This window comes from Chryseobacterium sp. KBW03, from assembly GCF_003852415.1.
Taxonomy (GTDB): Bacteria; Bacteroidota; Bacteroidia; order Flavobacteriales; family Weeksellaceae; genus Chryseobacterium; species Chryseobacterium viscerum.
On sequence record NZ_QAJO01000015.1, the window covers coordinates 21,320 to 36,306 of the forward strand.

A 14,987-nucleotide genomic window follows, 5' to 3' on the forward strand; every position below is an offset into this window, starting at 1 on the left:
TAAGTAATTTTAGTTGCTTGAAGAATTATTATTATCGGAAGACGGCTTTTTCTCAGCACCTGGTTTGTCTTCTTCTTTCACCGCATCTTTAAATTCTTTGATTCCAGAACCAACTCCTCTCATTAATTCAGGAATTTTCTTTCCTCCAAACAGTAATACTAAAAGTATCGCTACGATAAGGATATGCTGCCAAGATAAGGCAAGTATAGTTAGTGTATTCATCTCTTAAAATTTTTGTAAAGTTACACTTTTTTTAATATGAAATCCAACCTAATGGATCAACTGGTGTACTTCCGCTCCATACTTGGAAATCAAGGGTATAAGCACCATCAAAATCCTGAGCTATTGTACCTACCGGAGTTCCCGATGAAACCTGCTGTCCTTTGGAAACACTTACATTTCCTAAGTTGGAATAAATGGTAAAGTAGCTTCCGTGTTTAATGATAACGGTCTTGGTTCCGTCACTGCTGGCTACAACCGAAGATACGGTTCCCGGAAATACAGATTTAGCACGTGTACCAGACGGAACAGCGATTTTAATCCCTGTATTGTCTTCAGATATATTTTTGAAAACCGGGTGAGGCTGTCTTCCGAAACGGTGAGTAATCTGTCCGGCTCTGTCTGCAGGGTAACCAAGTCTTCCTCTGTTGTCTGCAAAACTATTTCCGCTGGCTGTAGAAACTCCATAGCTTGTCATGGCTTTCGTTTCTGCAGCTTTTTTATCTTCTTCTTTTCTCTTTGTAAGGGCAGCTTCTGCGGCTCTTGCAGCAGTTAATTTATCAGCTGCTTCTCTAGCTCTTGCATTCGCCTCATCTGAAGCTTTTTTAGCTGCAATTTTTCTGGCTTCATCTCTTGCTCCGGCTTCTGCCCTTGCAGCTTCTTCATTACGCTTTCTTTCTTCTTCTGCTCTTTTTGCAGCCAGGTCCGCTGCTCTTTTAGCTTCTGCTTCTGCAAGCTTTCTTTCTCTTTCCAAGGCTTCTGCTCTTGCTTTAGCTTCAGCTTCAATTCTTGCTTTTTCTCTTTCAGCAGCTATTTTTGCTAAACGTATTTTTTCTGCTTCCGCTTTTCTTCTTGCTTCTTCTTCTGCTTTAGCGATTCTGATTTCTTCTGCAATGATAGCTCTGATCTGTCCTTCTAATGCTTTAGACTGAACCTGTTTTTGCTTAAGTTCAGCGGTCAGTTTGATCTCATTTTTCTTAAATTCAGTTACCAGCTGTTCTTTTTGTGCCCGTTCAGTATTGATCGTCGCCAAATCCTTCTGTTGGTTTACCAGAAGGTTTTCTTTTGCTTTTACGGAGCTTTGTTTTTGTGCAATGGTTTTCTTGATCAGATTGGCTGCATCTGTAATTTCAGCCGCTTTTTTATCCTGGTAATCGGAGTATTGTTTCAGATACTGTACTCTTCGTATCCCTTCGCCCAGATTCTTGGCAGAAAGAATAAAAGTTACTTTGTTCTGTACCCCTTTATTTTTATAAGCGTTCACCAAAACCTCAGCATAGTTTTTTCTCAACACAGCCAGTTCTTTATTCTGACGGTTGATTTCCAGCTGACGCAGATAGATGTCATCCTCAATGAATCTTTTTTCTTTCTGTGTATTATTATATACTTTTTCTCTCAATATCAATTTTTGATTGACATTAGAAAGATAGGCTACAGAAAGCTTAGATTCACTTCTGGTTTTGGCTAAATCGGAATTTATTTGTGCAATTTGTTTTTTAAGTTCGGCATTCTGCTTCTGCAGCTGTTCTTTGTTCTGCTGTCCCTGGTGCAGTCCAAACATCAAAACACCTATTAAAAAGCTAAATTTTTTAATCATTTAATCTCAATTTTCTTATAACTGGATGGTACAGAATAAGGTGTTTCCATCCTCGAAAAGTCAAATTTCGTATTTTCAATTAAAATCTGACTAGATTTTGAGCCTTTTATAATTATTTTAACATATTTCGGAAGGCGTATTCCTTCATATTCATTCCAGTCACTGTAAGAAACATCCAGCTCATCTGAAGATAAAATATCTTTTAAATTGACAGATAGTAAATCATAATTGGTGTCGTACTGCAGAGCAATTTTATATTCCCTGTTTTTTTCATCCGTCACAATTTTCTGATTGATATTAGAAACCATTTTGAAACCCTGGGCATTTTGAGTCAGGTCAAATTGTCTGTCATTGATCTTTACAAAAGTCCTCCCTAATAAGATTTTTTCCAATGATTTATAATCAATAAAATTGACATTCAGTAAGTTATTAAGATAATCGAAGTCGGAGTCTATATAAGTTTTATTGATCTTATCCTGTCCTTTTATTCCTTCAGGAGTTGCAATCCCTCTGGCAGCATTGATGAATAGAGCCCTAAGATTCATCCATACTTTTTTATCATTTTCAATATAGATGGTAGCATCCAGTGTCGGAACAAAACTTCCTGTTTCTACCCGTACTTTACTGTCAATTTTTATCTGTTCAAATTTTGGTGCAATTAATACATGTTCGTAAAAAGTGAGTTTCTCTCTCACCGGTTCGTTTACATCTTTTGGATTTCCGTTATCTTTTGTAGTATTAATGCTGTCCCGCGCATGATCTGTATCGTTTTGAGCTGCGGTACGGGTCTTACAGGACGATAGGGCAAGAAGTAATAAAAGAAACGGGATCCAATTTTTCATGTATTTATCTTTAAATTAAAAATACGTTGCAATATTAACGCCAAACCACACAAAATCTTTTGTGTGGCCTGATGATATCTTGTTTAAGTTAAAAATTTTCTTTTGTTATTTAGACAGAAAATCTAAAACGGAATAGTCACCTAAAGAGATTTCTCTGGCAACCCCGAAATACTGTGCAGAATTACCGATCATAGAATTGGAAAGATTTCCATGATTAATTCTTGTGTTTTCCTGAATGAGAGAGTTCTCGATATTAGAGTTGACAATCGCTGTGTTATTTCCTAATGAAACTCCCGGACCTATTTTAGAATTGGAGATTTTTACATTTTCACCAATAAAGCAAGGCTGAATAATCAAAGAGTTTTCAATCACAGCAGAAGCAGGATAATGCATCATTTCCTCTCTTTCGTATTCAAGGATTTTGCTGTTGGTTTCTACGGTAGCATTTTTGTTTCCACAATCCATCCAGTCATTTACCTTTCCTAGAGTAAACTTAGCTCCTTTTGCTCTAAGGTTTTCAAGTGCTGTTGTCAATTGGTATTCACCTCCGTTTTTAATATCATTATCCATGATATAGTTGATCTCATCCATCAGTTTTTCCGCACTGTTGAAATAATAAATACCGATGATGGCAAGATCTGAAACGAAAGTCTGTGGTTTTTCAACAAAATCTGTGATGAAACCGTAGTTATCCAATTTTACAACTCCGAAAGCAGATGGATCTTCTACACTTTTCACCCAGATGACACCGTCAGAATTTTTATCCAACTGGAAGTCTGCACGGAAAAGGGTGTCTGCAAAAGCAATAACGACATCTCCCTGCATAGATTCTTCAGCACATTTTATAGCATGAGCGGTTCCAAGAGGATCGTTCTGGTAATATATACTTCCTTTTGCTCCCAGCTTTTCAGCAATCTGAATAAGGGATCTCTCGATCTCAGCACCAAAATCTCCGATGATAAAAGCTACCTCTTCAATATTTTCTCCTGCAACTTTAGCAATATCTTCCACCAATCTCTGTACGATAGGTTTTCCTGCAATAGGAATAAGAGGTTTTGGAACAGTCAGTGTATGAGGACGTAATCTGGAACCACGTCCAGCCATAGGAACAATAATTTTCATAAATTATATAAAAGATGTTTTATTAGTTGTTTTTATATATGGTTAAAGATAATAATTAAAACCTTTGGTGGGGTATGATTTATATCTTTTTAAATATTTGTTTACAATAACAATGGTTTGTTGATAATCAAAATAAAGACCAAAGTTTAATTCTTTCTGATTCTCGATAAAATCAGGTTTTTTTCAGAATAAATCAAAATTCCTGTGAAGATCAAAAATAGTAAATTACTGGTTATGATATTGTAGTTGAGATATTTTACAATGACAAAACTAAAGATACTCAATAATATCAGGAAGAAAGCCATTTTCTTCATTCTGTAAGGAATAGGGTAATATTTTTGTCCCAGCAGATAGGATACGATCATCATAATAACATAGGCACTGAAAGTAGCCCATGCAGAGCCGATCATGCTGTGATAATAGTTCAATGCTAAAAGATTGAGAGCAATATTGATACCCGCACCAAGCCATGAAATAACAGTTCCTACACTGGTTCTATCGGTTACTTTGTACCACGTGGAAAAGTTGTAGTAGATCCCGAAGCAAAGATTGGCAATAACAATAATCGGGATGATATCTATAGCAATCCAGTAAGATTTATTAGGAATAAAAACTTCTTTCAGCCAGGATATATTGGCAATAATTCCTAAAGCAACCGCACAGGCAAAAAAGGCAAAGTATTCTGCTACTTTAGCATACGTTTTTTTGGCATCGCCTTTATCCATTTGTTTAAAAAAGAAAGGCTCTATACCCATTCGGTAAGCGGTAACAAATAAGGTCATGAGTACAGCCAGTTTATAACACCCCCCATAAGCACCTGCTTCTTCATCTGAAATATGGTTTCTCTGAATAGATTTATCAAAGTTTTCATTGACCATGAAAGCAAGCCCTGCCAGCATAAGAGGGAAGGAATATTTGATCATACGGCCAAACAAAGAAGTTACAAACTGGAATCTTACCTTTAATATAATAGGAAATAGCAGCAAAACTCCCAATGCACTTCCTGCCAAATTACTGAAGAACGGGTAATCTACATTTTGGTCCAACCCAAAACTTTTTGATATATTTTCCGGGATCCAGAAGAATAGTGCAGCTGTAAAAACGGCCTGAAATATAGCCTGAACAACCCTTACTGCAGAGTATTTGATAGGTTTGTTATGAAAACGAAGCCATGCAAAAGGGATCACCAGTAAATTGTCAAAAAAGGCAATTAAAGCAAACCATCTGATGTACTCAGGGTTATCATGGTATCCTGCATAGTCAGCAATAGGCTGGTTGAATAAATAACACAATGCAAGGAAAATAGTGGAGGTTGAAAACAAAAACCAGAACGAAGTGTTGAAAGTTCTTTTTTCATTACCCTCTTCAGCTGAAAATCGGAAATAGGCTGTTTCAAAACCAAAAGAAAGGATAATATTAACAAACGAAATCCACGCGTAAAGCTGTGTAAAAATCGCAAAACCTTCATTGGGGATTTTATAGATCAACAGTGGATTCAGGATGAATAAAATAATTCTGGGTGCTATAGCCCCCGCTCCATAGATGATTGTCTGCCCTAATAGTTTTTTGTACAAAGTCGAAATTTTTTACAAATGTAAAACTTTAAGCATTCGTTTTGTGATTTTGGAGTGAATTAAAACTTAAAATCTTAATTTTGTGTGGAAATAAATTGAAATGAAAGTTCTTATAAAAAACGTAAATATCGTCAACGAAGGACAAGTCTTTGAAAGCGATATCTTAATAGAAAATGATTTAATCTCTAAAATAGCGGCCGGTATTTCTGAAGATGCAGACCAAACCATTGATGGTTCCGGGAAATTTCTTCTTCCCGGAGTGATCGACGATCAGGTACACTTCCGTGATCCGGGGCTTACTCATAAAGGAGATATCGAAAGTGAATCAAGATCTGCGATTGCAGGAGGAATAACAAGTTTTATTGATCAGCCTAATACAGTTCCGAATGCTGTTACTCAGGAATTGTTAGCCGATAAATATGAAATTGGTGCTCAAAAAGCGTATGCCAATTATGGTTTTATGATGGGCGGAACCAATGATAATCTGGAGGAAGTTTTGAAAACAAATCCTAGAAATGTTCCGGGAATCAAATTATTCCTCGGTTCATCTACAGGAAATATGCTGGTGGACAATCCGGAAACGCTTGAAAATATTTTCAGCAATACCAAAATGCTAATCGCTGTTCACTGTGAAGATGAAGCTACAATCAGAGCTAATACTCAAAAATATATGGATGAATATGGGGATGATATTCCTGTAAAATTCCATCACCTGATCAGAAGCGAGGAAGCATGTTATAAATCTTCATCCAAAGCTATCGAGCTTGCGAAAAAAACGGGTGCTAGACTTCACGTTTTCCACCTTTCAACTGCAAAGGAAATGGAGCTTTTCCGAAATGATATTCCTTTAAAAGATAAAAAAATCACTGCTGAGGTATGTGTTCACCACCTTACTTTTACGAATGAAGATTACGAAACAAGAGGAAATCTTATCAAATGGAATCCTGCTGTAAAAACGCAAAAGGATAAAGATGCCCTTTGGGAAGCATTATTAGACGATAGAATTGATGTGATTGCTACAGACCACGCCCCACATACTGCAGAAGAAAAGAACAATGTATATACGAAATGCCCTTCAGGAGCTCCGTTAGTGCAACATTCACTGGTTGTGATGCTTGAAAACTATAAAAACGGTAAAATCTCCCTTGAGAAAATTGTTGAAAAGATGTGCCACAATCCGGCAATTCTTTTCAAGGTTGAAAAAAGAGGTTTTGTGAGAGAAGGTTATAAAGCGGATCTTGTTTTAGTTGATCTAAATGAAGACTGGACAGTTGCCAAAGATAATTTACTGTACAAATGCGGTTGGAGCCCATTAGAAGGAATGAACTTCCATTCTAAAGTTACCCACACCTTTGTTAATGGACATCTGGTGTATGATAATGGAAAAATTGCAGAGGAGAAATTTGGAGAGAGATTGCTTTTTGAAGCGAGAGATTAATAAGACAAAATCACAGAATATAGTTTCGAGTTAACTTGAGATTATTACGATAAATCAATAGGAGCGGGCTTTAGCCCGCTCTTTTATTTTAAGATCTTCCATTGGCTTTAGCCAAAACTTATTCTTAGCTCTCGCAGATCTTGGTGATTATACAGATTTTTAAAACCAATCATCTAGAATATTTTACTTTTTTGCTTTATTTTCCATATGAAAAGTAAGTTTCCCACCATTCATAATTTCAGAATGTTTCAAAGTAAAATTCCTGATCTCCTTTCCATTCAAAAGAACTTTCTGAACATATACATTTTTTGGACCTTGATTGATCGCTTCAATTTCAAAAGTCTTTCCGTTTTCCAAATTTAAAACAGCATTATCAACCGCAGGACTTCCGATAGAATAATCTTCTGATCCGGGAGCGACAGGATAAAATCCTAATGAACTTAAAATATACCATGCACTCATTTGTCCTGCATCATCATTTCCTCCCAGTCCGGCCGGTGTAGCTTTATACTGCATTTCCAGAATATGGCGGATCTGTGCCTGTGTTTTCCATGGCTGTCCTGCCCAGTTATAGAAATAAGCAACATGATGAGCAGGTTCGTTCCCATGAACATACCCACCAATAATTCCTTCTCTTGTAATATCTTCAGTATCGGCAAAGAATTCATCGGGTAAATGCATAGTGAACAGCTCGTCCAGTTTGGATGCAAATTTTTTCTTTCCGCCCATCATTGTGATCAGCTCATCAGGATTTTGGGGAACAAAGAAACTGTAGTTCCATGAGTTTCCTTCAATAAAGCCCTGGCCATGAGTACTCAGCACATCAAAGTCTTTTTTAAAGCTTCCATCTGCCAGACGAGGACGCATGAATCCAATGGTCTTGTCAAAATTATTTTTCCAGTTTTCAGACCGTTTGATAAACTGATTGTAAATTTCTGTTTTGTTCAAATGTTTTGCCAGTTGAGCAATAGCCCAGTCATCATAAGCATATTCCAGAGTATTAGAGACTGAAGTTCCACTTTTCTCAGCTGGAATATACCCAAGATCAATATATTGTCCGATGCCCTCGTAATTCCTTTTATCAGCTGTTTCTATGCATGCTTTTAATGCTTCTTCAGGGTCACCGTCATAATTTCCTTTAATAATGGCATCAGCAACCACGCTTACACTGTGATAGCCACTCATACACCAGTTATCATTGGCGTAATGTGACCATATAGGCAGCATTTTCATAGAAAACTGATGGTAATGAGCCATCATAGACTTTACCATATCACTGTTTCGTTTGGGCTGGATAATATTAAAGAAAGGGTGAAGGGTACGGTAGGTGTCCCATAAAGAGAAGGTCGTATAATTAGTGAAACCTTCCGCCTTATGAATATTCTGATCCAATCCTTTATATTCTCCATTGACGTCCATATAAGTGGTAGGATTGATAAAAGTATGATATATTGCAGTATAAAAATTCGTCTTTTCCGTATCAGAACCTTTGATGACAATTTTATTTAATTCTTTATTCCAATTGTTCTGGGCTTGGGTTTTAATCTGATCAAAATTCATATTTCCAGCCTCTTTTTCCAGGTTTTCCAAAGCGTTGGACTGACTTACGGGAGAAATAGCCAGCTTAATTTCAATCGCTTCATTTTCATTGGTGTCAAAATCAAAATACATTTTCAGATTCTTGCCGGCGATCTCCGGGAAATTCTGATTCTGGTCAAATTTTCTCCAAAATCCTTTGTATACTTGTTTTTCATCATAGTTTTTCTGACCATATGATTTAAAAGGTTTTGAAAATGTCATGGCAAAATAAACGGTTCTGGTTCTCGCCCAGCCATTAGTCTGGCGGTAGCCTGTGATCGTATTTCCATTTTCTACGCGAACGTAAGTCCATACATTTTTCCCGTCATAATTGTAAATACCCGCCATCAGATCAAGAATAATGTGTGACTGGTCAGATTTTGGGAAAGTATAGCGGTGAACTCCCACCCTTGGAGTTGCTGTCAGCTCTGCCAATATATTGTGGTCATCCAGTTTTACTTTATAGTATCCGGCCTCTGCAGTTTCGTTTTGATGTGAAAACCTACTTCTGTAACCACTTTCAGGATGAGAAGCTGTTCCGGGATTCAGCTGAAGTTTTCCTACGGTAGGCATTACCAGAAAGTCTCCAAGATCAGAATGTCCCGTTCCACTGAAGTGGGTAGAGCTGAAACCTACGATGGTTTTATCTTCATAACGGTAGCCGGCGCAGTATTTGTAAACGTCACCATTGTATTTTCCATTAAGTTCATAAGAGATTGTATCCGTTTCAGGACTTAGCTGTACGGCCCCAAAAGGAGTGGTAGCTCCGGGGTAAGTATGTCCCATCTTTTCGGTACCGATCAGCGGATTGACATATTGTACTAATTTTTCAAATTTTTGAGCTTTAAGATGTACACTTAAAAATAATAGAAACAGAAAAACAATGGGTCTGTGATTTTTCATTAATGACAAATTTTCAAAGTTTAAAATTAATTAAAATCACCATTTGCAGTTTTATTTTACGTGAATTCGTTCAATATTTATTTTTTTTCGGAAAAACGGAAACCTATTCCATGCAGGTTTTCGATTAAAACACCCTTTTCCTCAGCCAATACTTTTCGCAGTCGGGAAATGAATACATCAAGGCTTCGTCCCATGAAATAATCATCGTCTCCCCAAATGGCTTTCAGAATATCCTGCCTTTTCACAACAAGGTTTTTATGGCGGATGAAATATAAAAGCAGATCAGATTCTCTTTGGGTAAGAGTAATACTGGTTTCTAAACCTTGAAGCGTGTAATTTTTGGGATCAAAATCATATTGCCCGACTTTATATTTCAGAGGAGAAGTATCCGTTTTTTTTGTACGCTTCAGGAAAACTTCAATCTTCAGTATCAGTTCTTCAATACTGAATGGTTTTACCAGATAATCATCAGCGCCTATTTTCAGTCCTTTGATCCTGTCTTCTTTTAAAGCTTTTGCAGAAATAAAAATAATCGGAATGTCTGAGTTTTTGCTACGAATCTGCTCTGCTACCTCAAATCCGTTCATACCAGGCATCATAATATCCAGCAGACAAATGTCGAAATGTTGACCGTTAAATGCTTCCAGTGCAGATTCACCATCCGAATAGCAGCTGATGTCATAATAACTTTCCAGACTGTCTTCAACCAGGAATGCTATTGTTTTGTCATCTTCGGCATATAAAATTTTAGATTTCTCCATACTTACCCATGATTAAATTGAAAACGGAAAAAAAAGAGTGGTTGTAATCCCTTTGTCTTCATTATTCTCCACAGAAATTTTCCAGTGATGCTGCTGTACTACCTTCTTTACATAAAATAATCCCAGTCCAAAACCATTCACTTCCTCGCTTCTTTTGGTATGTACCCTGTAAAATTTTTCAAAAATTTGAGGAATATTTTTAGCCGGGATACCCATTCCGTTGTCTTTAAACTTTAAATATAAACCTTTTGAATCTTTATAGGATGAAATTTTAATAACAGGTTTTGTCTCACAATACTTGATGGAGTTATCTAAAATGTTGTAAATGATATTGGTAAAGTGAAATTCATCAGCCATTATGGAGGTGCTGTTTTCAATATCTATTTCGATGCTGAGGTCTGTATTTTTGTGCTGTATGGTGTCTGCAATCTCCTGAATAAAGGGAAGCAGAATGATTTTTTGAGGTTTTAAAGACAATCCGGAAGCATCATTCTTTGCAATATTCAATATTTTTTCAATATGATTATTGAGCTTGTGACTTTGATTGATGATAATGGATGTGTAGGTCTGCAGTTTAGAATTTTCCTGTACCATTTCCTGCTTATTGAGCGCTTCTGAAGCCAAAAGGATAGAAGACAACGGCGTTTTAAACTCATGGGTCATATTGTTGATAAAATCACGCTGCAGCTCTGAAAATTTCTTTTGCTGAATAATGGTATAGATAGAATAAACATACACCAGAAGAATGATAATAAGAGCAAATGTAAGAAGGTACCAGAACCTCAATGAACTGATCAGATACGTTGTTTTATCAGGAAAACGTATGGAGAAATAATAGATCAGATTTTTGTGCTTGGGAAAATTAATCACCTTATTGCTTGGGCTTTCCTGATGGGAAGTCATATACTTTCCATACACCATTTTATCACTGTGGCAGTTGTATAATGCATATACGTAATCTGTATTGATCTGAAAACGTGTAAATTCTGTTTTTAGATAATATTCAAGAACGATGGGATGAAATTCATTGTTGATATTAACCACATAATAGTCATTCGCAATATTTTGTACAGGATTTTCTGTATAAGAAGTTTTACCTCCGGATAATTTCTCCGCGACTTCCATTAAGGCTATATTTACCTTTTGATTAAACTTTTTATCTTCAAGATTATAAGCCTGGCGCGTCCACATCAGCTGAGCTATTAAAATCCCGATAATAGCTACAAATCCCAGTGTTATTATAATATTGAGTTTTTTTATTTTCATTTCCTGAAACAATATTATCCAAAAATATCTATTTATCTTTTATCATTAACAACTTGTTAACAAATGTTTGACAGCGGTTAACAAGTTGTAACCATAGTCTGTTTTACATTTGTTACATCGAAAGAAGATAATCCTTTTCTAACATATTAAAATTTATACTCATGAAAAAATTAAAAATCACAGCTCTTTTAGCTGTTTTAGCATTCTCTCCGTTTTATGCGAATGTACTTACTGCAGATGCACCTTCAATCGTAAAAATGGTTGCAGATGCTATTAAATGGAAATCAGAATCTATAGATGTAGGAAATATTCCTCAGGGAAAACCAAAATTGATCAGATTTGAATTTACCAACACAAGTTCAAAACCAATCATTATACAAAATGTAGCACCTTCATGCGGATGTACTACAGCGGATTATACAAAAACTCCTATCCAGCCAGGAAAAAAAGGTTTTGTAGAAGCTAGTTTTAATGCAGCAGCAGCAGGTCCGTTTATGAAAACAGTGAACGTTACAACAAGTGATAGCAAGACGCCTAAAGCGCTTTCATTCAAAGGAGTAGTTACTTCTTAGTATATCATTTGAAAAAAATAAAAAATAGCCTGGTACCTGTTATCAGGCTATTTTGTTTTCGAATATTTGATTTATTTTTTCAAATAATATAAAGAATAGTTATTTGTAGCATTATTTATCAACCTATTTTAAGGGATTGCATTTCAATATTTGCTATTTTTAAGAAAAAATATTTTATGAATCTATATACACAACCTATGCTGCGCGAAGGTGCACTAAAAGATAAAGTAGCGATTGTTACAGGAGGTGGAAGCGGTCTTGGAAAAGCGATGACCAAATACTTTCTTGAATTGGGTGCCAAAGTGGTGATTACTTCCAGAAACCTGGAGAAGTTACAAACAACAGCGAAGGAACTGGAAGATGAAACAGGCGGTAAAGTTCTTTGTGTAGCTTGTGACGTAAGAAACTGGGAGGAAGTAGAGGCGATGAAAGAAGCTGCTTTAAAAGAATTCGGTAAGATTGATATTTTGTTGAATAACGCTGCCGGAAACTTTATCTCTCCAACAGAAAAACTGACTCACTCTGCTTTTGATTCTATTCTGGATATCGTTTTAAAAGGAACAAAAAACTGTACACTTTCAGTAGGAAAACATTGGATAGATTCTAAAACTCCGGGAACTGTATTGAATATTGTAACAACATACGCATGGACAGGGTCTGCCTATGTAGTGCCATCAGCCTGTGCAAAAGCAGGAGTCTTGGCGATGACAAGATCTTTGGCTGTAGAATGGGCGAAATACGGAATCCGTTTCAATGCCATTGCTCCGGGACCTTTCCCTACAAAAGGAGCTTGGGACAGACTTCTTCCTGGAGATCTTCAGGAGAAATTCGATATGAAAAAGAAAGTTCCGTTGAGAAGAGTAGGAGAACATCAGGAGCTTGCCAATCTTGCCGCATATCTGGTTTCTGATTACTCAGCTTATATGAATGGTGAGGTGGTTACAATAGATGGAGGAGAATGGCTTCAGGGGGCAGGAGAATTTAATATGCTTGAAGCAATCCCAAGTGAAATGTGGGATGCTTTGGAAGCAATGATCAAGTCTAAAAAATCAAACTAGTTAAAGTTATAGTAAAAAAAGCTCCCGGATATGTAACAATTCCGGGAGTTTTTTTACCTATGTAGTAAATAATAATTTTCAAATGAATTTTAAACTTCCAACCCTTGTTTCGACTGTTGCAGTTGTATTATTTTCAGGGACTGTATATGCGCAGCAAACCCCGAAATATGATTATGTAGAAGCATTTAAGCCATTTTTCTATCCGCAGACAGGTACAGCAACCCGTTCTGCAAGCGGACAGCCAGGACATGCTTATTGGCAGAATTCAGCAGATTATCATTTGAATGTCAGCCTGAATGAAGATAAAAAAGAGATTACCGGTACTGCGGAAATTACCTATACCAATAACAGCCCGGATAAACTAGGTTTTCTTTGGCTGCAGCTGGATCAGAACCTGTTTGCGAAGGATTCCAGAGGAAATGGAGTAGTTCCGCTTTCAGGAAGCAGAAATGGAGCGCATGGCGAAGAATTTAATGGTGGATACAAGATTAAATCAATCAGACTTGACGGAAAAAGAGAAGTAAGCTATACCATTACCGATACAAGAATGCAGATTGACCTTCCAAAGGAACTGAAAGCCAATGGAGGTGTTGCCAAAATAGAAATTGAATATTCTTTTGTTTCTCCTGATTACGGTTCAGACAGAATGGGAATACAGGACACTAAAAACGGTAAAATCTTTACCATGGCACAGTGGTATCCGAGAATGTGTGTGTATGATGATGTATTGGGATGGAATACATTGCCCTATCTTGGAGCTTCGGAGTTTTATTTGGAATACGGAGATATTACAGCCAATATCACGGTTCCGGCTAATCATTATGTAGTAGCATCCGGAGAGCTTCTGAATGAAAAAGAAGTCTACAGCAAAGAAGAAATCAACAGATGGAATCAGGCGAGAAACAGCGATAAAACGGTAATGATTCACCCTGAATCTGAAATTGGCAAAAATAAAACGTCAGGGACAAAAACATGGAAGTTTAAAATAAAACAGACAAGAGATTTTGCATGGGCGTCATCTGCCGGATTTATTTTAGATGCTGCAAAAATTGATTTGCCTAGTGGAAAGAAATCTTTGGCTATTTCAGCTTATCCTGCAGAAAGTGCCGGAGAAAAAGCATGGGGAAGATCTACAGAATATACAAAAGCAGCCATAGAACATTATTCAAAAAAATGGTATGAATACACCTATCCGGCTGCCACCAATGTAGCAGGAAATGAAGGCGGAATGGAATATCCGGGAATTGTTTTCTGTCATATGGATTCTAAAGGAGAAGATCTTTGGGGTGTTACAGACCATGAATTTGGGCACAATTGGTTTCCGATGATTGTTGGATCTAATGAAAGATTATTTGCATGGATGGATGAAGGGTTTAACACATTCATTAACGGGCTTTCAACCGAAGCTTTCAATAAAGGAGAATATTATACCAAGCCGAATCTTGCGCGCTCAGGAAGTTATCTGATGACAGATAGCCTGGAGCCTGTTATGGTAGGACCGGATAATATGAGAGAAAGAAATATCGGAGCTTTGGCGTACTACAAACCAGCAACAGGATTAGCTGTTTTAAGAGAAACTGTTCTCGGACCTGAAAAATTTGACAAAGCATTCAGAACGTATATAGACCGCTGGGCTTTCAAACATCCTACACCATGGGATTTCTTCCATACCATGGAAAATGTTTCCGGAGAAGAACTGAGCTGGTTCTGGAGAGGATGGTTCTTTAATAAATGGAAAATTGACCAGGCGGTTAAAAACGTAAAATATATCAATGGAGATTTTAAAAACGGAGTTCAGATTACCATTGAAAATATAGGTCAGCTACCAATGCCTACAACCGTACAGATCAAATTCAAAGACGGAACGGTACAAACAATGAAAATCCCTGTTGAAGTATGGAAGAGAAATACAGAATGGACATTCAAAGTAGATTCTAAAAAGGAAATAGATGAGGTAAAATTGGATCCGAATTCGGTCGTTCCCGATATCAATATCGAAAATAATAGCAAAACTCCGGCATAGAAATGTTAGATCCATTTAGATTTAACGTAAAGAT

Annotated in this window: 12 protein-coding genes; 4 read left to right on the forward strand and 8 right to left on the reverse strand. The window is 36.9% G+C overall.

Annotated elements, in window-relative coordinates:
- Positions 1–9 precede the first annotated feature (9 nt).
- From DBR39_RS22975 to DBR39_RS22995, 5 genes are all read right to left on the reverse strand, one after another.
- A complete protein-coding gene (locus tag DBR39_RS22975) occupies positions 10–222 on the reverse strand; it encodes a twin-arginine translocase TatA/TatE family subunit (RefSeq protein WP_103234782.1) in 213 nt (70 codons plus the stop codon).
- Between the two features lie 31 nt (positions 223–253).
- Entirely contained in the window at positions 254–1,816 is a 1,563-nt protein-coding gene (locus DBR39_RS22980; RefSeq protein ID WP_124537012.1) for a murein hydrolase activator EnvC family protein, read from the reverse strand.
- Entirely contained in the window at positions 1,813–2,658 is an 846-nt protein-coding gene (locus DBR39_RS22985) for a DUF4292 domain-containing protein (protein ID WP_124537013.1), read from the reverse strand. The genes DBR39_RS22980 and DBR39_RS22985 overlap by 4 nt, the downstream gene beginning before the upstream one ends.
- A gap of 105 nt (positions 2,659–2,763) precedes the next feature.
- A complete protein-coding gene (locus tag DBR39_RS22990) occupies positions 2,764–3,780 on the reverse strand; it encodes a sugar phosphate nucleotidyltransferase (protein ID WP_103234472.1) in 1,017 nt (338 codons plus the stop codon).
- A gap of 146 nt (positions 3,781–3,926) precedes the next feature.
- Positions 3,927–5,354, reverse strand: coding sequence for an oligosaccharide flippase family protein (locus tag DBR39_RS22995; protein ID WP_124537014.1), 1,428 nt, complete (start codon positions 5,352–5,354; stop codon positions 3,927–3,929).
- 100 nt (positions 5,355–5,454) lie between these two features.
- Between DBR39_RS22995 and DBR39_RS23000 the strand changes: the two genes are divergently transcribed.
- A complete protein-coding gene (locus tag DBR39_RS23000) occupies positions 5,455–6,792 on the forward strand; it encodes a dihydroorotase (protein WP_124537015.1) in 1,338 nt (445 codons plus the stop codon).
- A gap of 183 nt (positions 6,793–6,975) precedes the next feature.
- Here DBR39_RS23000 and DBR39_RS23005 read toward each other — a convergent pair whose 3' ends face one another.
- The 3 genes from DBR39_RS23005 to DBR39_RS23015 all read right to left on the reverse strand — a co-directional run bounded on the left by DBR39_RS23005 (position 6,976) and on the right by DBR39_RS23015 (position 11,300).
- Positions 6,976–9,273, reverse strand: a complete 2,298-nt coding sequence (locus DBR39_RS23005; RefSeq protein WP_124537016.1) for a GH92 family glycosyl hydrolase — start codon at positions 9,271–9,273, stop codon at positions 6,976–6,978.
- A 77-nt stretch (positions 9,274–9,350) separates the two neighbouring features.
- Positions 9,351–10,034, reverse strand: coding sequence for a response regulator transcription factor (locus DBR39_RS23010; protein ID WP_124537017.1), 684 nt, complete (start codon positions 10,032–10,034; stop codon positions 9,351–9,353).
- Positions 10,035–10,046: 12 nt separating this feature from the next.
- The gene (locus DBR39_RS23015) at positions 10,047–11,300 is read right to left on the reverse strand and encodes a sensor histidine kinase (RefSeq protein ID WP_124537018.1); all 1,254 of its coding nucleotides are present in this window, start codon (positions 11,298–11,300) and stop codon (positions 10,047–10,049) included.
- 161 nt (positions 11,301–11,461) lie between these two features.
- Between DBR39_RS23015 and DBR39_RS23020 the strand changes: the two genes are divergently transcribed.
- The 3 genes from DBR39_RS23020 to DBR39_RS23030 all read left to right on the forward strand — a co-directional run bounded on the left by DBR39_RS23020 (position 11,462) and on the right by DBR39_RS23030 (position 14,953).
- Positions 11,462–11,872, forward strand: coding sequence for a DUF1573 domain-containing protein (locus DBR39_RS23020; RefSeq protein ID WP_124537019.1), 411 nt, complete (start codon positions 11,462–11,464; stop codon positions 11,870–11,872).
- Positions 11,873–12,048: 176 nt separating this feature from the next.
- Entirely contained in the window at positions 12,049–12,930 is an 882-nt protein-coding gene (locus DBR39_RS23025; RefSeq protein WP_124537020.1) for an SDR family oxidoreductase, read from the forward strand.
- Positions 12,931–13,012: 82 nt separating this feature from the next.
- Positions 13,013–14,953 (forward strand): M1 family metallopeptidase, encoded by a 1,941-nt coding sequence (locus DBR39_RS23030; RefSeq protein ID WP_124537021.1) that lies wholly within the window; start codon positions 13,013–13,015, stop codon positions 14,951–14,953.
- Positions 14,954–14,987: the final 34 nt, after the last annotated feature.